At 71.0% G+C, this 17,099-nt stretch carries 18 protein-coding genes; 12 read left to right on the top strand and 6 right to left on the bottom strand.

Going from position 1 to position 17,099, the window contains the following annotated elements; genetic code table 11:
• Positions 1–5 precede the first annotated feature (5 nt).
• On the bottom strand, positions 6–365 hold the full coding sequence (locus tag ACFWBF_RS16695; protein WP_385601582.1) for a hypothetical protein: 360 nt from the start codon (positions 363–365) through the stop codon (positions 6–8).
• A 17-nt stretch (positions 366–382) separates the two neighbouring features.
• Positions 383–1,579, bottom strand: coding sequence for a hypothetical protein (locus tag ACFWBF_RS16700; RefSeq protein WP_385601585.1), 1,197 nt, complete (start codon positions 1,577–1,579; stop codon positions 383–385).
• A 175-nt stretch (positions 1,580–1,754) separates the two neighbouring features.
• Here ACFWBF_RS16700 and ACFWBF_RS16705 point away from each other — a divergent pair, with 175 nt between their 5' ends.
• Complete coding sequence (locus tag ACFWBF_RS16705) at positions 1,755–2,948, top strand: argininosuccinate synthase (protein WP_385601588.1); 1,194 nt, start codon at positions 1,755–1,757, stop codon at positions 2,946–2,948.
• An 89-nt stretch (positions 2,949–3,037) separates the two neighbouring features.
• A complete protein-coding gene (gene argH / locus ACFWBF_RS16710; protein WP_385601590.1) occupies positions 3,038–4,465 on the top strand; it encodes an argininosuccinate lyase in 1,428 nt (475 codons plus the stop codon).
• 65 nt (positions 4,466–4,530) lie between these two features.
• Here argH and ACFWBF_RS16715 read toward each other — a convergent pair whose 3' ends face one another.
• Positions 4,531–5,058: an HAD domain-containing protein gene (locus tag ACFWBF_RS16715; protein ID WP_385601593.1), complete on the bottom strand. Its 528-nt coding sequence runs from the start codon at positions 5,056–5,058 to the stop codon at positions 4,531–4,533.
• Positions 5,059–5,148: 90 nt separating this feature from the next.
• Here ACFWBF_RS16715 and ACFWBF_RS16720 point away from each other — a divergent pair, with 90 nt between their 5' ends.
• From ACFWBF_RS16720 to ACFWBF_RS16730, 3 genes are all read left to right on the top strand, one after another.
• Entirely contained in the window at positions 5,149–5,700 is a 552-nt protein-coding gene (locus tag ACFWBF_RS16720) for a TetR/AcrR family transcriptional regulator (RefSeq protein WP_385601596.1), read from the top strand.
• Positions 5,697–7,241, top strand: a complete 1,545-nt coding sequence (locus tag ACFWBF_RS16725) for an MFS transporter (protein WP_385601599.1) — start codon at positions 5,697–5,699, stop codon at positions 7,239–7,241. Before ACFWBF_RS16720 ends, ACFWBF_RS16725 begins: the two co-directional genes overlap by 4 nt.
• Positions 7,242–7,310: 69 nt before the next feature.
• Positions 7,311–8,786 (top strand): membrane-associated oxidoreductase, encoded by a 1,476-nt coding sequence (locus ACFWBF_RS16730; protein WP_385601602.1) that lies wholly within the window; start codon positions 7,311–7,313, stop codon positions 8,784–8,786.
• Positions 8,787–8,789: 3 nt separating this feature from the next.
• Here ACFWBF_RS16730 and ACFWBF_RS16735 read toward each other — a convergent pair whose 3' ends face one another.
• Positions 8,790–9,422 (bottom strand): lysophospholipid acyltransferase family protein, encoded by a 633-nt coding sequence (locus tag ACFWBF_RS16735; RefSeq protein ID WP_385233465.1) that lies wholly within the window; start codon positions 9,420–9,422, stop codon positions 8,790–8,792.
• A gap of 264 nt (positions 9,423–9,686) precedes the next feature.
• Here ACFWBF_RS16735 and ACFWBF_RS16740 point away from each other — a divergent pair, with 264 nt between their 5' ends.
• The 3 genes from ACFWBF_RS16740 (at position 9,687) to ACFWBF_RS16750 (ending at position 12,052) form a co-directional block, all read left to right on the top strand.
• The gene (locus tag ACFWBF_RS16740) at positions 9,687–10,850 is read left to right on the top strand and encodes a glycerophosphodiester phosphodiesterase (RefSeq protein ID WP_385601605.1); all 1,164 of its coding nucleotides are present in this window, start codon (positions 9,687–9,689) and stop codon (positions 10,848–10,850) included.
• 73 nt (positions 10,851–10,923) lie between these two features.
• Positions 10,924–11,508, top strand: a complete 585-nt coding sequence (locus ACFWBF_RS16745; protein WP_385601607.1) for a sigma-70 family RNA polymerase sigma factor — start codon at positions 10,924–10,926, stop codon at positions 11,506–11,508.
• Between the two features lie 37 nt (positions 11,509–11,545).
• Positions 11,546–12,052, top strand: a complete 507-nt coding sequence (locus ACFWBF_RS16750) for a GNAT family N-acetyltransferase (protein ID WP_385234508.1) — start codon at positions 11,546–11,548, stop codon at positions 12,050–12,052.
• Positions 12,053–12,088: 36 nt separating this feature from the next.
• Here the strand turns inward: ACFWBF_RS16750 and ACFWBF_RS16755 are convergent, their stop codons facing one another.
• Both ACFWBF_RS16755 and ACFWBF_RS16760 read right to left on the bottom strand, forming a co-directional pair.
• Positions 12,089–12,502 (bottom strand): hypothetical protein, encoded by a 414-nt coding sequence (locus ACFWBF_RS16755; RefSeq protein WP_385601610.1) that lies wholly within the window; start codon positions 12,500–12,502, stop codon positions 12,089–12,091.
• Entirely contained in the window at positions 12,495–12,863 is a 369-nt protein-coding gene (locus ACFWBF_RS16760) for a hypothetical protein (RefSeq protein WP_385234514.1), read from the bottom strand. The genes ACFWBF_RS16755 and ACFWBF_RS16760 overlap by 8 nt, the downstream gene beginning before the upstream one ends.
• A 578-nt stretch (positions 12,864–13,441) precedes the next feature.
• Here ACFWBF_RS16760 and ACFWBF_RS16765 point away from each other — a divergent pair.
• The 4 genes from ACFWBF_RS16765 (at position 13,442) to ACFWBF_RS16780 (ending at position 17,044) form a co-directional block, all read left to right on the top strand.
• A complete protein-coding gene (locus ACFWBF_RS16765) occupies positions 13,442–14,485 on the top strand; it encodes a methionine ABC transporter ATP-binding protein (protein WP_385601744.1) in 1,044 nt (347 codons plus the stop codon).
• Positions 14,482–15,150 (top strand): methionine ABC transporter permease, encoded by a 669-nt coding sequence (locus ACFWBF_RS16770; RefSeq protein WP_385601614.1) that lies wholly within the window; start codon positions 14,482–14,484, stop codon positions 15,148–15,150. Before ACFWBF_RS16765 ends, ACFWBF_RS16770 begins: the two co-directional genes overlap by 4 nt.
• 91 nt (positions 15,151–15,241) lie before the next feature.
• Positions 15,242–16,105 (top strand): MetQ/NlpA family ABC transporter substrate-binding protein, encoded by an 864-nt coding sequence (locus ACFWBF_RS16775; RefSeq protein WP_385601617.1) that lies wholly within the window; start codon positions 15,242–15,244, stop codon positions 16,103–16,105.
• Between the two features lie 228 nt (positions 16,106–16,333).
• Positions 16,334–17,044, top strand: a complete 711-nt coding sequence (locus ACFWBF_RS16780; protein ID WP_385601620.1) for a GNAT family N-acetyltransferase — start codon at positions 16,334–16,336, stop codon at positions 17,042–17,044.
• The last annotated feature ends 55 nt before the right edge of the window (positions 17,045–17,099 follow it).

Consider the following 17,099-nt stretch of genomic DNA (forward strand, 5'->3'; position numbering starts at 1 on the left):
TGAATCTACTGCGGGGGGAGGGCGAGTTGTCTGCGCATCCACGCCATGGTGTGTTCCCTGAACAGCTCCGTGCAGCGGTCGAGGAGGGCGCCGACCTCCGGGTCCCGGGTCGGCAGGGCGGGCGGACGGTACGAGGACCACATGTCCCGGATGCGTTGCGCGGCCTTTTGGCGCAGGATCGGGTCATCGTCCGTCAGCAGTTCCACGGAGGCCCGCAGTTCGTCCAACGCGCTCCGCGCGCACAGCAGCCGGTACGCGGCCCGGCGGGTGTGCAGCGGCCGCTCGGGCGCGATCCGGGCCCGCAGCCGGTCGGAGGGCAGCCGCCCGGCCACCGGCGTCAGGCTCCGCGCGACCTCGCGGGCCACGCGTGCGGACGGGTCGTCTAGTGCTGTGACCGGAAAGGTTCACCGGGTCGCGGCGCCCGGCACGGCACCTCGCCGTGTTGTCGGACCGCGCAAGTACGTCCAGTACGAGACGCGGTCCTCCGCCTTGCGACGCACCGCACCGGACACCGCGACCCGGCAAACCTTCCCGGCCACAGCACTAGCAGCGGGAGCAGCAGGTCGGGGTCGGCGTCGTCCGGCAGCAGCCCCGCCACGGCGGCGGCCCTCACCGCGTCGGCCCCGTGGCCCAGCAGGGCCCGCAGCAGCGGCGCGTCGGCCCGCTCGGCGCATTCGCGGAAGCCGGCCACCGCGTACGGGGAGACGCGCGCGGGGTCCGTGACCAGCTCGCGGTAGTGGGCGTACGGGTCGCCGCCGTCCTGCCGCACGAGCCAGCGGGCGCACGCCCGGACCATGCCGGAGCGGTCCGTCAGGTACTCCACGGCCTGCGCCGCCCGCCCCGCCCGGCGCAGCGCGGTGACCCCGGCGGCCCGGACCATCGGGCCGTGTCCGCCGAGCAGTGTGTCGACCGCCGCGTCGTCCGGCCCGTCGGCCGCCATCGCGGCCAGGGCCGCGTCCGTCCACAGCCGGCTCGTCGCCGGGTCGTGCTCGGCGGCGGCCCGCCGCGCGAGCTCCCGTACGCCGAACGCGCCGCGCTCCAGCGACAGCCGGGCGGCGAACCGCCGCGTCGGCAGGTCCTCGCCGGCGAGCAGCGCGTCGAGGGCTCGGTCCTCACCACGGCGGAGCAGCGACTCGAACCGCTCCAGGGCCCAGGCGCCGTGTTCACGGCGGCCCAGCCGCAGTACGAGCGGGGTGAGCGCAGGCAGTGTGCCCGCGGGGTCGGCGGCCAGGGCCTGGTCCAGTACCCGCCGGGCCCGCTCGCGCACCGGCGGGGCCCAGTCGGCCGTGCGGATCGCGACCAGCGGCAGCGGCAGCGGCGGGTGCGGGGCGCTCAGCGCGCTCGCGCGGATCCGCCCGTCGGGGTGGCACAGCCGTACCGCGATGTGGTTGCTCAAGGGCCGGCCCGAGCTGCGCACCTCCTGGTCGAAAGTGGTCCACGCGGTCGGCCCGGCCTCCGGCGGAAGCGGATCGCCCGCGGCCTCCCACGCGTGCGCCGGCCGCTCGACGGCGGACGCCGGCGCCAGCCGCTCCACGGCGGCCCGCCCTGCCAGTGCTCCCTCTCGCCGTCCGGCGCGCATATGCCCTCCCCAGGGGTGTCGAGCGCGAGCGTATGCCGCGGTCCGGGGGCGGCGCCTCTGATATTCGGCCTGGTCAGAGCCTCACGACCGGCATCGATTGACGAAACATACGGAGTAATGCATAGTTATGCCTGTCGTTGATTGCACTGGTTGACTGCACTGCAAGGAGAAGCCCGTGGCCGAGCGCGTCGTACTCGCCTATTCAGGCGGCCTGGACACCTCCGTCGCCATCGGCTGGATCGCCGAGGAGACGGGCGCCGAGGTCATCGCCGTCGCCGTGGACGTCGGCCAGGGCGGCGAGGACCTCGACGTCATCCGCAAGCGCGCGCTCGCCTGCGGCGCCGTCGAGGCCGAGGTCGCGGACGCCAAGGACGAGTTCGCCGACGAGTACTGCCTCCCGGCGATCAAGGCGAACGCCCTCTACATGGACCGCTACCCGCTGGTCTCGGCGCTCTCCCGCCCGACGATCGTCAAGCACCTGGTCGCCGCCGCCCACAAGCACGGCGCCTCGGTCGTCGCCCACGGCTGCACCGGCAAGGGCAACGACCAGGTCCGCTTCGAGGCCGGCATCGCCGCCCTCGGCCCCGACCTCACGTGCATCGCCCCGGTCCGCGACTACGCGATGACCCGGGACAAGGCGATCGCCTTCGCCGAGAAGGCCGACCTCCCGATCGCGACCACCAAGAAGTCCCCGTACTCCATCGACCAGAACGTCTTCGGGCGCGCCGTCGAAACGGGCTTCCTGGAGGACATCTGGAACGCCCCCGTCGAGGACATCTACGAGTACACCTCGAACCCGGCCCTCCCGCGGGAGGCCGACGAGGTCGTCATCTCCTTCGAGGCAGGCGTCCCGGTCGCCGTCGACGGCAGGCCCGTCACCGTCCTCCAGGCCATCCAGCAGCTCAACGAGCGCGCCGGAGCCCAGGGCATCGGCCGGATCGACATCGTCGAGGACCGCCTCGTCGGCATCAAGTCCCGCGAGGTGTACGAGGCCCCGGGCGCCATCGCGCTGATCACCGCCCACCAGGAGCTGGAGAACGTCACCGTCGAGCGCGAGCTGGCCCGCTACAAGCGGCAGGTCGAGCAGCGCTGGGGCGAGATGGTCTACGACGGCCTGTGGTTCTCCCCGCTCAAGCGGGCGCTGGACGGCTTCATCAACGAGGCCAACCAGCACGTCACCGGCGACATCCGGATGACCCTGCACGGCGGTCGCGCCGTCGTCACGGGCCGCAAGTCCGACGAGTCGCTGTACGACTTCAACCTGGCGACCTACGACTCGGGCGACACCTTCGACCAGTCCAAGGCCCAGGGCTTCATCGAGATCTTCGGCCTGTCCTCGAAGATCGCCGCGCGCCGCGACCTCGCCTGAGTCGTTACACGCAGTACCAAGGGCGGCTCCCCGCAACCTCCGCGGCGGGGAGCCCGTCCGCACATCCACCCTCTTGAGGAGCAGTAGCTGTGAGCAGCAACAACGGTGACGTCCGGCTCTGGGGCGGCCGCTTCGCCGACGGCCCCGCCGAGGCCCTCGCGAAGCTGTCCGCGTCGGTCCACTTCGACTGGCGACTCGCGCCGTACGACATCGCGGGCTCCCGGGCCCATGCGCGCGTCCTGCACAAGGCGGGCCTGCTCACGGCCGAGGAGCTCGACCGGATGATCGGGGGCCTCGACCGGCTCGAAGCCGACGTCGTGGCCGGCACCTTCATCGGCACCGTCGCCGACGAGGACGTGCACACCGCCCTGGAACGGGGCCTGCTGGAGCGGCTCGGCGCCGACCTCGGCGGCAAGCTGCGGGCCGGCCGGTCCCGCAACGACCAGGTGGCCACCCTCTTCCGGATGTACCTGCGCGATCACGCCCGGACCATCGGCGGCCTGATCGCCGAGCTCCAGGACGCGCTGGTCGGCCTCGCCGAGGCGCACGCCGACGTGGCGATGCCGGGCCGCACGCACCTCCAGCACGCCCAGCCGGTGCTCTTCGCCCACCACGTGCTGGCCCACGTGCAGTCCCTGTCCCGGGACGCGGAGCGGCTGCGGCAGTGGGACACCCGGACCGCGGTCTCCCCGTACGGCTCGGGGGCGCTGGCCGGTTCCTCGCTGGGCCTGGACCCGGAGGCGGTCGCCGCCGACCTGGGCTTCGAGCGGGGCTCGGTCGGCAACTCCATCGACGGCACGGCCTCGCGCGACTTCGTCGCCGAGTTCGCCTTCATCACCGCGATGATCGGGATCAACCTGTCCCGGATCGCGGAGGAGATCATCATCTGGAACACGAAGGAGTTCTCCTTCGTGACCCTGCACGACGCCTTCTCCACCGGGTCGTCGATCATGCCGCAGAAGAAGAACCCGGACATCGCCGAGCTGGCGCGCGGCAAGTCGGGCCGCCTCATCGGCAATCTGACGGGCCTGCTGGCGACGCTGAAGGCGCTCCCGCTCGCCTACAACCGGGACCTCCAGGAGGACAAGGAGCCGGTCTTCGACTCCTGCGACACCCTCGAGGTCCTGCTGCCCGCCTTCACCGGCATGATGGCGACCCTCACGGTCAACCGGGAGCGGATGGAGGAGCTGGCCCCGGCGGGCTTCTCGCTCGCCACCGACATCGCGGAGTGGCTGGTCAAGCAGGGTGTGCCGTTCCGGGTGGCGCACGAGGTCGCGGGCGAGTGCGTCAAGGAGTGCGAGGCGCTCGGCATCGAGCTCGACGAGCTCACGGACGAGCAGTTCGCGAAGATCTCCGAGCACCTGACGCCGGAGGTCCGCACCGTCCTCAACGTGCCGGGCGCGCTGGCCTCCCGCAACGGCCGCGGCGGCACCGCCCCGTCGGCGGTCGCCGTCCAGCTCACCGAGCTCAAGGCCGACCTGGTCATCCAGCACGCCTGGGCGACCCACAAGCAGTAGCCGAACCCCCGAAGGGGCGGCCGGAGCGCGGGCTCCGGCCGCCCCTTCGGCGTTCCCGCGGGCATTTACGCGGCCCAGTCCGCCAGCGCGTCGAAGTCCGTCCGGGTCAGCCCGACCCGCTCGTCGATGCGCAGCAGCAGGGTCCGCGCGGGGTGGCGCACATCGACGTACTCGCGGTCCATGGCCGTGATGTCGTCGTCGATCCACGCGAAGGGCCGCGTCCCCGCGTACTCCAGGATGTACTGCGTCTTCCAGAAGGTCCCGCGCGGTGCCCGGCCGTGCATCACCGGCCAGTCGATGAACGGGAGCCTCGGCAGCCCCAGGTGCGGGCCTATCCAGTCGTTGGCCTCGTCCTTCCACGTCGTCGCCCACACCAGCTCGTACGAGTCCGCCAGCGCGAGCAGCTCCGCGCCGTGGCCGTGGTCGAGCCAGACCCGCAGCGGGCGCCGGCTCTCGGCCTCCGTCCAGCCCGTCGGGCGCATCCGGTGCGTGCTGTAGCCCGCGGGGCGGCGCTGGGCCTGGGCGGCGTACGGGTTCAGCGGGCCGTCGACGTCGATCAACAGCAGCGGCTTCGGCGGATTCGGCGGCTTCATCTCGGCAGGATTCCTTTCGGGCTGCACTGTCCGCAGCTCATTTGTCGATCGAATGAGACAGTGGCGTCTCATTCGGGGTATGCTTGTCTCATGACCATGGATCGTGACCGGGTGCTCCGCGATGCGGCAGGCCTGCTCTCCCGCAAATCGACCGCCACGATGGACGAGGTCGCCCGCGCCGCCGGGATCGGCCGCGCGACCCTCCACCGGCACTTCGCCGGCCGCGACGCCCTCGTACGTGCCCTCGAAGAGCTCGGGATCCGGGAGTTCGAGGTGGCGTTCGACAACGCCCGGCTCCAGGAGGGCACGGCGATCGACGCGCTCAGGCGGCTCGTCGCCGAGACGGAGCCCAACGCCGAGCTGCTCGCCTTCCTCGTCACCGAGAACCAGCTCTTCGAGGGTGACCAGGTCAACGAGGGATGGGCCCGGCTCGACGCCCGCGTCAGCGCGCTCTTCCGGCGCGGCCAGGACGAGGGCGACATCCGGATCGACCTGAGCCCCGCCTGGCTGACCGAGGCCCTCTACGGCCTCATCGGCACGTGCGCCTGGGCCGTCATGGACGGCCGGGTCGCCGCCAAGGACTTTCAGTACATGATCATCGAGCTGCTGCTCGGTGGCGCAAGACGGAGTGTGGAGAAATGAGCCGTACCGAACAGCTGGGTCTGGAGCCGGGGGAGGAAACCAAGAGCCCCGGGCGCTGGCTCGCGCTCTCCGTGCTCGTCCTGGCCGTCCTGCTGGTCGCGGTCGACGCGACGGTGCTCGGCCTCGCCACGCCCTCGCTCAGCGAGGACCTCAAGCCGTCCGGCACGCAGCTGCTGTGGATCGGCGACATCTACTCCTTCGTCATCGCCGGCCTGCTCGTCTCCATGGGCTCCCTCGGCGACCGCATCGGCCGCAAGAAGCTGCTCCTGGTCGGCGCCACCGCCTTCGGCGCCGTCTCGGTCCTCAACGCCTACGCCACCAGCCCCGAGATGATGATCGCCGCCCGGGCGCTCCTCGGCGTGGCCGGCGCGACCCTGATGCCGTCCACCCTGGCGCTGATCCGCAACATCTTCCACGACCCGAAGGAACGCAGCCTCGCCATCGGCATCTGGGGCGCCACGGCCTCCGCCGGTGCGGCCGTCGGACCGGTCGTGGGCGGAGCCCTGCTCCAGCACTTCTGGTGGGGCTCGGTCTTCCTCATCAACCTGCCCGTGATGGCCGCCCTGGTCCTCGTCGGCGTCAAACTGCTCCCCGAGTCCAAGAATCCGGTCTCGGGCCCCTGGGACCTGGTCAGCGTCGCCCTGTCCCTCGTCGGCGTCATCGGCGTGGTCTACGCCGTCAAGGAAGTCGCCGCCCACGGCGCTACCTGGGGGGTCGGGGCCGCCGCCGTCATCGGCGCCGGATGCCTGTACGCCTTCGTCCGCCGCCAGTTCTCGCTGCCGTCCCCGCTGCTCGACATGCGGCTCTTCAAGCACCGCGGCTTCTCCGGCGCGGTCCTCGCCGACCTGCTCACCGTCTTCGGACTGTCCGGACTGGTCTTCTTCCTCTCCCAGTTCCTCCAGCTCGTACAGGGCCGCGACCCCCTGGAGGCCGGGCTCGCCGAACTGCCCGCCGCCATCGGCGCGGTGGCCACCGGTCTGGTCGCCGGCACGTACGCCCGCAAGTACTCGGTACGGTCCCTCGTCACCGGCGGCCTCGCCGCCATCGGCCTGGCCCTCGCCGCGCTCACCGTGATCCACAAGGAGAGCGGATACCCCCTGCTCGGCGCGGCCCTGCTCGTCGTCGGACTCGGCGCCGGCTTCTCCTTCACCGTCACCTCCGACGTGATCCTCTCCAGCGTCCCCAAGGAACAGGCCGGTTCGGCCTCCGCCGTCTCCGAGACGGCGTACGAACTCGGCGCCGCCCTCGGCATCGCCCTGCTCGGCTCCATCGTCACCGGCGTCTACCAGGGCTTCAACGCCCCCGCCTCGGTCACCGGCCCCGTCGCCGACGCCGCGCACGAATCCCTCGGCGGCGCCGTCGAAGCGGCCAGGTCGCTGGACCCGCAGACCGCCGGGCAGATGGTCGGCGCGGCCCAGGAGGCCTTCGTGGACGGACTCCGGCTCGCCTCGGGCGTCGGCGCGGCCGTACTGCTGGCCACCGCCGCGGCCGCCTGGTTCCTGCTGAAGGGGCAGAAGCTCCAGGACGGCATCGAGCACTGACGTCCCGCCAGAGGATGGCGTCCCGCGGCCGGTTGACAGCCCGTCGGGCCGCGAGACACCATCCCGGCGATGGAGATCAACGACCTGACCCCGGCGGAGCGCCGCGTATGGGACGCCTTCCCCCGCGGGGAAGGCGTCGATTTCCGGGAGGCCCCGGACGAGGAAGCCACCGACGGCGCCGCCTGGGGACCCGGGCGGACCCTACGCGCCGAGGTGCTCGCCTTCCTGCTGCTGCGCGAGCTCCCGGCCGACGGGCAGGTCCCCGGCCTGAACGTGCGCGGCGCCCGGATCACCGGCAAGCTCAACCTCAAGTACGCCGACATCGAGCACGCCATCCGGCTGCGGGCCTGCTGGTTCGAGCGCAAACCCGTCCTGTACGGGGCCCGGCTGCGCGCCCTGGCACTGAGCGACTCGGCCCTGCCCGGCCTGACCGCCTCCACCGTCAGCGTCGACATCGCACTCAAGCTGTCCTGCTGCCGCATCAGCGGGCCGGTACGCCTCGCCGGCGCCCGGATAGCCGGCGGACTCTTCCTCCAAAAGGCGGTCATCGGCACGCCCGGCCCGGCCGAGGAGGGCCAGGAGGCGGCGCTCCAGTTCAACCACGCCGACATCGGAACCGACGTCATCGCCATGGACCTGACCGTCCACGGCCAGACGCGCATCAACGGCGCCACCGTCGGGGGCCAGATCAACCTGAACAACGCCCGGCTCCTCGCCCCCGGCGCCGTATCCCTGCACGCCGAAACGCTGACCGTCGGCACCGACGTACGGGCCAGGGGGCTGGAATCGCAGGGGATGTTCAACCTCACGGGCTCCCGGATCCCCGGTCAGCTCTTCCTCGGCGACGCCCGGCTCGTCCACCCCGGCGCAGTCGCCCTGCGGGCCTCCAGCTGCGCGATCGGCGAGGTCTGGCTGAGCGGCGGCGAGTGCGTCCAGGGCACCATCAACCTGCGGCGCTCCCAGTTCGACCTGCTGCACATGCCGTCCGAGACCTGGCCGCGGCGGATCCGCATCGAGGGGCTCAGCTACCGCACCCTCAGCCCGCACGTCCCCGCCGAGGAGCGGCTGCCCGTCCTGGAGCGCGAGGAGTCCGGCTACCTCCCGTACGCCTACGAGCAGCTCGCCGCGGCCTACCGTACGGCGGGCGACGAGGCGGGCGCCCGGACCGTCCAGCTCGCCAAACTCCGCCGGCACCGCCGCACCCTGCCCCGGGCCGCCCGGCTCTGGGGACTGCTCCAGGACGTCACCGTCGGCTACGGCTTCCGGCCGCTGCGCGCGGCGGGCTGGCTGCTCGCACTGCTGCTGACGGGGACCATCGCGTACGGGCTGCGGCACCCGCAACCGCTGAAGGCGGGGGAGGCTCCCGAGTTCAACCCGGTGTTCTACACCATCGACCTGATGCTGCCGATCATCGACTTCGGCCAGGAATCGGCCTACGCGCCGCGCGGCTGGCACCAGTGGCTGTCGTACCTGCTGATCGTGACCGGCTGGATCCTCGCCACGACGACCGCGGCGGGCGTCAGCCGGTCACTGCGCCGGCAGTGAGCGCTACGCGGCTTCCTTGGCCTTGGTCGCGTACATGTCCACGTACTCCTGGCCCGAGAGCCGCATGACCTCGGCCATCACCGAGTCGGTGACGGCGCGCAGCACGTAGCGGTCGCGGTCCATGCCCTCGTAGCGGGAGAACTCCATCGGCTCGCCGAACCGGACGGTGACCCGGCCCGGACGCGGCATGCCCGCGCCGCCGGGCTGGAGCTTGTCGGTGCCGATCATCGCGAAGGGGATCACGGGGGCGCCGGTCATCAGGGTGAGGCGGGCGATGCCGGTGCGGCCGCGGTAGAGGCGGCCGTCGGGGGAGCGGGTGCCCTCGGGGTAGATGCCGAAGATCTTGCCCTCTTCGAGGATCCTGCGACCGGTCATCAAGGCCGCGACGCCGCCGTTGGCCCCGTCACGGTCGACGGGGATCATCCCGGCGCCGGTGAAGAACCAGGCCATCAGACGGCCCTTGACCCCCTTGCCCGTCACGTACTCGTCCTTGCCGATGAAGTGGACCGTTCGGTCGCACACCAGCGGCAGGATCATGGAGTCGATGAAGGTGAGGTGGTTGCCCGCCAAAATCACGGCTCCCGAGCCCGGGATGTTCTCGATGCCCTCCACGCGGGTGCGGAACATCAGGCGCATGACGGGTCCGACAGTGGCTTTGATGAGCGCAGTACGGAACAACGTGGGCCCTCCGGCTCGAAAAGCGGTTCGCGCACTCGCCGCTCTGCGGCAGTGCAGGTGAGGACGATACTCGCGGGTCAGGTCTGATCGCACATCGGGTTCACGAGGTGGATACGCAGTGTTGACGCACGTTTCCGCCATGTTCCCCACAGCAGCGCCTTCCCGCCATCGGCAGGTGCCTACCATCGGCGGGCCGATTCGGGCCGATATGGAGGAACACTCATGACGCAGGGTGGGGCAGCGCGGCGCACGGTCCTGGGGGCGGCCGTCCTGGCGGCGGGCGGCGGCCTGACCGGGCTCTCGGGGGGATCCGCCTCGGCCACCGAAGGCGGCGGCGGGGGCGGCGGCGGGTACCGGGACCTCCCCGTCCCGACGGTCATCGGACACCGCGGGGCCAGCGGTTACCGGCCCGAGCACACGCTCGGCTCCTACCAGCTCGCCCTCGACCTCGGCGCCGACGTCATCGAGCAGGACCTCGTCCCCACCAAGGACGGCCATCTCGTATGCCGTCACGAGAACGAGATCGGCGCCACCACCGACGTCGGAGACCACCCCGAGTTCGCGTCCCGGCGCACCACCAAGTCGATCGACGGGGTCTCGCTGACCGGCTGGTTCACCGAGGACTTCACCCTCGCCGAGCTGAAGACCCTGCGCGCGAAGGAACGCATCCCCGCCGTCCGCCAGCGCAACACGCTCTACGACGGCCGCTGGGCGGTGCCCACCTTCGAGGAGGTGCTGCGCTGGGCCGACCGGGAGGGCAAGCGGCGCGGCAAGAAGGTCTGGCTGCACGTCGAGACCAAGCACCCCAGCTACTTCCGCTCGCTCGGCCTCGGCCTGGAGGAGCCGCTCGCCAGACTGCTGCGCCGCCACGGCCGCGACGGCCGGAACGCGCCCCTCTTCCTCCAGTCCTTCGAGCCGTCCAGCATCCAGCGGCTGTCCAGACTGGTCTCGGCGCCGCGCGTGGTGCTCCTCTCCGGCGCCGCCACCCGCCCGTGGGACTTCGAACTGGCCCACGACCCCCGTACGGTCGCGGACCTGGTCAAGCCCGAGGGCCTGAAGTGGATCGCCGGCTTCGCCCAGGGCATCGGCCCGACCATGGACCTGATCCTGCCGCGCGACGCGGCCGGCAAGCTCCTGCCCCCGACCACCCTGGTCAAGGACGCCCACGCGCAGGGCCTGATCCTGCACCCCTACACCGCGCGCAACGAGAACACCTTCCTGCCGGCCGACTTCCGCAAGGGCACCGACCCGAACGCGTACGGGGACGCCTTCGGCGCCTTCCGCACGTACTTCGAACAGGGCATCGACGGCATCTTCACCGACAACGCGGACACCGGACTCCTCGCGGCCGAGGACTTCCGCCCGGGCCGGGGCGTCAACCGCTAGACGGAGCTTCTCGTACGAGTGGGCCGCGCCCGGCGGGGAAACCGCCGGGCGCGGCCTTCGCGTCCCGCCCGGCATGGACCTGCTGAAGCCTGACCTCTTTGAGAAGCTCGGCCCGCTGCTCTCCGCCGAGGCGGCCGCCGAGGCCGCCGGCACCGGAGTGGACGCGGCCGACCTGGAACAAGCCGTCTGGGTCAGGCTGCTGGAACGCGACGACCAGTGCCGGCGCGCGGCCGCCGAGCCCGCGCGCTGGCTGCGCCGGGCGGTACGGGCCGAGGCCCGCCGCGCGCGCCGCCGGGCCCGGCGCGAAGTCCCGTACGGGCACCGGCGCCAGCACGCGGACGGGGGAGACGGGGGACACGGGGGAGACGGGGCACACGGGGGGCCGCTCACCAGTGCGGCCACGGAACCGGAAGACGCCCTCCTGCACGGCGAGGAGAACCGCGCCCTGCGATCGGCGGTCGCCCGATTGCCCGGACGGTGTCCGGAGCTGATGGGGGCACTTCTTTCGCCCAGGGACCTCACTTACCGTGAAATCGCAGGAGAGTTGGGTATCTCACAAGGAAGTTTGGGGCCGGTCCGTTCCCGTTGCCTGGGATGTCTGCGCAGAATGCTGGCTGCAGAGGTTGCGGCTCCTGGCTTGTGGGGAAAGGAGCGGTAGACCAACGGGCCACCAGGTGAGCGGGAGGCATGCGCACATGGGCATGAGCGTGACCATTTCGGCAGCAGCTGCCGAGGACGCCGAGCAGATCATCAAACTGCAGTACCTGGCGTTCCAGCGCGAGGCCGAGCTGTACGGCAACTACCGCATCCAGCCCCTCACCCAGTCCCTGGACTCCCTGAAGGCGGAGCTGGCGACGGACACCGTACTGGTGGCCCGGCTCGGGGACGAGATCGTCGGCGCGGTGCGCGGCAACGTCGACGAGGAGGGCACCGGCAAGATCGCCAAGCTCTGCGTGCACCCGCGCCTGCAGGGCCACGGCCTCGGCGCCCGGCTGCTGCGCGCCGTCGAGGAGGCCCTCGCGGGCCACGACGGGACCGCCCGCTACCGACTGCACACCGGGCACAAGAGCGAGAGCAACCTGCGTCTGTACCGCAAGGCCGGCTACACCCAGGTCGGCGGCCGCACCGCCTCCGACGGCGTCCGGCTGGTGATCCTGGAGAAGGAGGCCAAGGAGGCCTCCGACTTCACCGTCAGCGCCTGACGCAGGGGCTGGACCAGGTCTGACGCAGGGACCGGGTCAGCGCTTGCGGAGCCAGAGCATCCCGGTGATCGGCAGGATCACCGGGATGAACAGGTAGCCCATCCCGAAGTCGGACCACACGGTCGCGTCGGGGAACGCCTCGGGGCGCGCCAGCGTCCAGGCCCCCACGGCCAGTACGCCGACCAGCTCGGCGGCGCAGCACACCAGCGCCGCCTTGCGGGCCCTCTCCCCGCCGCGCACCAGCGAGTACGTGATGAAGGCGTACACCAGTGCCGCCGCCGCGGACAGCGAGTACGCCAGCGGCGCCCGGTCGAACTCGGTGGAGATCTGGTAGGCCGACCGCGAGACCGCGCCCACCACCATCACCCCGTACAGCCAGACCAGCAGCAGCCCCGGGCCGGAGACCAGCCGCTTGCGCGTGGCGGGAGTGGCAGTCGTCGTGTCAGGCACCGGTGGATCCCCAGATGTCGTAGAGCCGTACTTCGAGGACGGCGAGGACGACCGCGCCGGCGGCCACCGTCACCGAGCCCCACTTGGTCCGCTCGGTCAGCGAGAGCAGCGCGGCGGCCGGAACGGCCGCGAGGGCGCCCAGCAGGTACGCCACGAACAGCACCGTGCCCTGGCCCGGCTTCTCGCCGCGGGCGAGCTGGACCAGGCCGATCACCAGCTGAGCGAGGACCAGAACGGTCACCACGGCCATGCCGATGAAGTGCCAGTCCTTGGTCGGCTGGTCCCGCCAGGCGGCGAAACCGCACCAGGCGGCGAGGGCGAGTGCGGCCACGCCGATGGCGACCGTCAGGGCGTCGAGCATGCAGGGAGCGTATTACGGGCCGAAAGACCCGGTGCGCGCACCCCTGCCGGCGGGGCGCGCGGTCGGCATGAGGGCCGTGGTCTTGACCACAACGCGCACCGCCGGCGCTTCGACGCGGACGTGGTGGTAGGGGACCTCTCGGCCGTGTCCGTGCAGGTCAGCGCGGAGGGTCTGGTGATCGGGACGGGTGGCCGTCCCTGACCGGTGTTGTCCGCTATGCGGCCGGATTCTGTCCGCTATCCGGACATCGTTGATCGGTCAAGGGATGCGTCTGCTTTACTTGGACCCATGACCACGACGAGCAGCCGCACCCTTGCGACCGAGGCGACGATGACGCCCGGTGCTCGTTGTATGTGTCGAATGTGCGCCTTCTGAGGGCCCCCTTCCTGCAGTCTCGCGCCCCGAAGCGAGACCGGCCGAGCCCGTCCGACACCTCCGCGTGAACCCCGGACCGCTACTGCCCCACGCACGCGTCACCGCCATCGTTTTCTGACGGTTCGACCCGTATCGCGTCCCCAGATGTTTGCCCCGTGCCCGGCACCCCGCTGCGCCGTGCACTCGACAGCGACGGAAATCCTGTGATCACCACATCGGGCCTCACGAAGGTCTACCAGTCCCGTGGCCGTGAGGTCACCGCCCTGGACGGCGTCGATCTGCACGTCCGCGAGGGCGAGGTCTACGGAGTCATCGGCCAGAGCGGCGCCGGCAAGTCCTCCCTCATCCGCTGCGTGAACCTGCTGGAGCGCCCCACCGCCGGCACCGTGACGGTCGACGGAGTCGACCTCACCGCGCTCGCCGGCCGCGGCCGGCGAGCCGGCAAGGAGCTCCGCGAGGCCCGCAGCCGCATCGGCATGGTCTTCCAGCACTTCAACCTGCTGTCCTCGCGCACCGTCCAGGGCAACATCGAACTTCCGCTGGAGATCCTGGGCGTCTCCGGCCGCGAGCGCTCCCGCAAGGCCGCCGAACTCCTCGACCTCGTCGGCCTCGCCGACAAGGCCAAGTCCTACCCCGGCCAGCTCTCCGGCGGCCAGAAGCAGCGCGTCGGCATCGCCCGCGCCCTGGCCGGCGACCCCAAGGTGCTGCTGTCCGACGAGGCCACCAGCGCCCTGGACCCCGAGACCACCCGCTCGATCCTCCAGCTGCTGCGCGACCTCAACCGGCAGCTCGGCCTGACCGTCCTGCTCATCACGCACGAGATGGAGGTGGTCAAGTCGGTCTGCGACTCGGCCGCCCTCATGAAGAACGGACGGGTCATCGAGTCCGGCACCGTCACCGAGCTGCTGGCCACCCCCGGATCCCGGCTCGCCCACGAACTCTTCCCGCTGACCGGCTCCGCGACCACCGACGAGCACACGGTCATCGACGTGACCTTCCACGGCGAGACCGCCACCCAGCCGGTCATCTCCCAGCTGGCCCGCACCTACAACATCGACATATCGATCCTCGGCGCGGCCATGGACACCGTCGGCGGCCGGCAGATCGGCCGGATGCGCATCGAGCTCCCCGGCCGCTACGACGACAACGTCGTGCCCATCGGCTTCCTGCGCGAGCAGGGCCTCCAGGTCGACGTCGTCGACGCCGACACCGAACTCGCCGAGCTGGTCAAGGATGGTGCCAAGTGACCTGGTCCGAGATGGAGCCCCTGCTCACCCAGGGCACCTTCGACACCCTCTACATGGTCCTGTGGTCCACCCTGGTGACCATCCTCGGCGGCCTGCCCGTCGGCATCCTCCTGGTCCTCACCGACAAGGGCGGCCTCCTGCAGAACCGGCCGCTCAACAAGGCCCTCGGCGTGATCGTGAACATCGGCCGCTCGATGCCGTTCATCATCCTGCTGATCTTCCTGATCCCGGTCACCACGGCCGTCGTCGGCACCTTCATCGGCCCCACCGCCATGATCGTCCCGCTCTCCATCGGCGCCATCCCCTTCTTCGCCCGGCTCGTCGAGACCGCCGTCCGCGAGGTGGACCACGGCCTGATCGAGGCCGTCGAGTCCATGGGCGGCGGCATCCCCACCCTGGTCGGCAAGGTGCTCCTCCCGCAGGCCCTGCCCTCCCTGGTCTCCGCCGTCACCACCACCGTGATCACCCTGGTCGGCTACTCCGCCATGGCCGGCGCGGTCGGCGGCGAAGGACTCGGCTCCAAGGCCATCACCTACGGCTTCCAGCGCTTCGAGACCGGCTTCATGGTCGCCACCGTCGTGGTCCTGATCGCCGTCGTCACGGTGATCCAGCTGCTCGGCGACGGCGTGGTTCGCCTCCTCGCCCGCCGCGGCCGGACAGCCTGAACAGCCCCCGGCTGACAAGACTTTTCCCCCAGAAAGCCCGCACTTGTCGTGCTTGGGCCATCACCCCGCAAAAGCAAGAAAGGCACTCTTCGTGCGTAAGAACATCAAGCTCACCGCCCTCGCCGCCACCGCGACCGCCCTCGCCCTCGGCCTCACCGCCTGCGGCAGCTCCTCGGACCCGTCCTCCACGAAGGCCGACGGCGGCAAGGTCGACGAGAGCAAGCCGCTCGTCATCGCGGCCTCCCCGAGCCCGCACGCCGACATCCTGAACTTCGTCAAGGACAAGCTCGCGGCGAAGGACGGCCTCAAGCTGGAGGTCAAGGAGTTCACGGACTACGTCCTGCCGAACACCGCCACCGAACAGGGCCAGGTCGACGGCAACTTCTTCCAGCACAAGCCGTACCTCGACGACTTCAACAAGAAGAACGGCACGCACATCGTGCCCGTCGTGAACGTGCACCTGGAGCCCCTCGGCCTCTACTCCAAGAAGGTCAAGGCCCTCGGCGACATCAAGGCCGGCCAGACCATCGCCGTCCCCAACGACACCACCAACGAGGGCCGCGCGCTCCAGCTGCTCGCGGCGAACCACCTGATCACCCTCAAGGAGGGTGCCGGCACCAGCGCCAAGCTGTCCGACATCACCGACAAGAAGGGCCTGGAGTTCAAGGAGCTGGAGGCCGCCACGGTCCCGCGCGCCCTGAACGACGTGGACGCCGCCGTCATCAACGGCAACTACGCCATCGAGGCCAAGCTGAGCCCCGCCAAGGACGCGCTGGCTCTGGAGAAGGCCGAGGGCAACCCGTACGCCAACTTCCTGGCGGTCAAGGACGGCAAGCAGAACGACCCGCGGATCCAGAAGCTCGCCAAGCTGCTGAACTCCGACGAGGTCAAGAAGTTCATCGAGGACAAGTACCAGGGCTCGGTCATCCCGGCCTTCGGCGCTCCGGCCTCCTGAACCCCGCCTGCCCGCCCCCTGAGCCCGGCCTCCTGAGCACCTGAGGCCCGGCCCGCCCGGCCCGTTCGGCCCCGCACGCCGCCCCCGGCACGCGGGGCCGAACGCTGCCCGCTTCCGGGCAGCCCCGGCCATGCACATCGCCGGGCCGATGCTGCATGCTGTGGCCTACGACCCGCATAAACGGTCCCGCACAACGGTCGCACCACGGTCTCAGGCATGGAGCTGCGCATGACTACCACCTTCCCGGACGTCACCATCAGCACGGACCGGCTGGTGCTGCGCCCCTTCGAGGAAGAAGACGTCACCGCGCTCGCCGAGATGATGAACGACGAGCCCGTCACCGCCTGGACCGGCGTACCGAACCCCTACACCCACGCCCACGCCCGCGCCTGGGCCACCCGGGAGTCCCACGCCGAGCGCACCGAGGGCCGCGGCATCGTCTTCGCCGTCACCGAGTTCCTCACCCACCGCCTCGTCGGCATCGTCCACCTCCAGAACACCAACTGGCGCACCCGCGCCACCGAGGTCGGCTACGTCACCGCCCCCTGGGCCCGCGGCGAGGGCTACGCCAGCGAATCCGTACTCGCCGTCGCCCGGTGGCTCTTGCGCGACCAGGGCTTCGAACGCCTCGAACTGCGCACCGCGGCCGACAACACCGCCTCCCAGCAGGTGGCCCAGAAGATCGGCTGCATCAGCGAAGGCGTCCTGCGCAACGCGTGGATAGTGCGGACCCAGACCCCCGACGGCACCTGGGCCGACACCCGCACCGACCTCATCGTCTGGAGCCTGCTCCCCGAGGACCTCGACGAGGGCGACGGCTATCCGGACGGATATGCGGACGGTTACTCCGACGGATACGACGGATACGACGTCGACCACCGGGCCGACGCGAACGGCCGCGCCGTCGGGGCCGACTGGAACCGACCGATGACCGGGTAGTCTCACCGTGCCCGCCCCCCCGACGAAACTTCGCCTGCCCCCACCTCAGGAGACT

The sequence above is a fragment of the Streptomyces sp. NPDC060028 genome (genome assembly GCF_042736725.1).
Lineage (GTDB): Bacteria > Actinomycetota > Actinomycetes > Streptomycetales > Streptomycetaceae > Streptomyces.

Coding starts and splice junctions, on each gene's coding strand:
- ACFWBF_RS16760 (WP_385234514.1), bottom strand. CDS start 12,863: ATGCTCGACGCCCTGACGGTCGCCATCGGCGTGGCCGCACTCGCCCTC.
- ACFWBF_RS16725 (WP_385601599.1), top strand. CDS start 5,697: ATGAGCCGTACCGAACAGCTGGGTCTGGAGCCGGGGGAGGAAACCAAG.
- ACFWBF_RS16700 (WP_385601585.1), bottom strand. CDS start 1,579: ATGCGCGCCGGACGGCGAGAGGGAGCACTGGCAGGGCGGGCCGCCGTG.
- ACFWBF_RS16780 (WP_385601620.1), top strand. CDS start 16,334: ATGACTACCACCTTCCCGGACGTCACCATCAGCACGGACCGGCTGGTG.
- ACFWBF_RS16730 (WP_385601602.1), top strand. CDS start 7,311: ATGGAGATCAACGACCTGACCCCGGCGGAGCGCCGCGTATGGGACGCC.
- ACFWBF_RS16715 (WP_385601593.1), bottom strand. CDS start 5,058: ATGAAGCCGCCGAATCCGCCGAAGCCGCTGCTGTTGATCGACGTCGAC.
- ACFWBF_RS16735 (WP_385233465.1), bottom strand. CDS start 9,422: ATGCGCCTGATGTTCCGCACCCGCGTGGAGGGCATCGAGAACATCCCG.
- ACFWBF_RS16745 (WP_385601607.1), top strand. CDS start 10,924: ATGGACCTGCTGAAGCCTGACCTCTTTGAGAAGCTCGGCCCGCTGCTC.
- ACFWBF_RS16740 (WP_385601605.1), top strand. CDS start 9,687: ATGACGCAGGGTGGGGCAGCGCGGCGCACGGTCCTGGGGGCGGCCGTC.
- ACFWBF_RS16750 (WP_385234508.1), top strand. CDS start 11,546: ATGGGCATGAGCGTGACCATTTCGGCAGCAGCTGCCGAGGACGCCGAG.
- ACFWBF_RS16720 (WP_385601596.1), top strand. CDS start 5,149: ATGACCATGGATCGTGACCGGGTGCTCCGCGATGCGGCAGGCCTGCTC.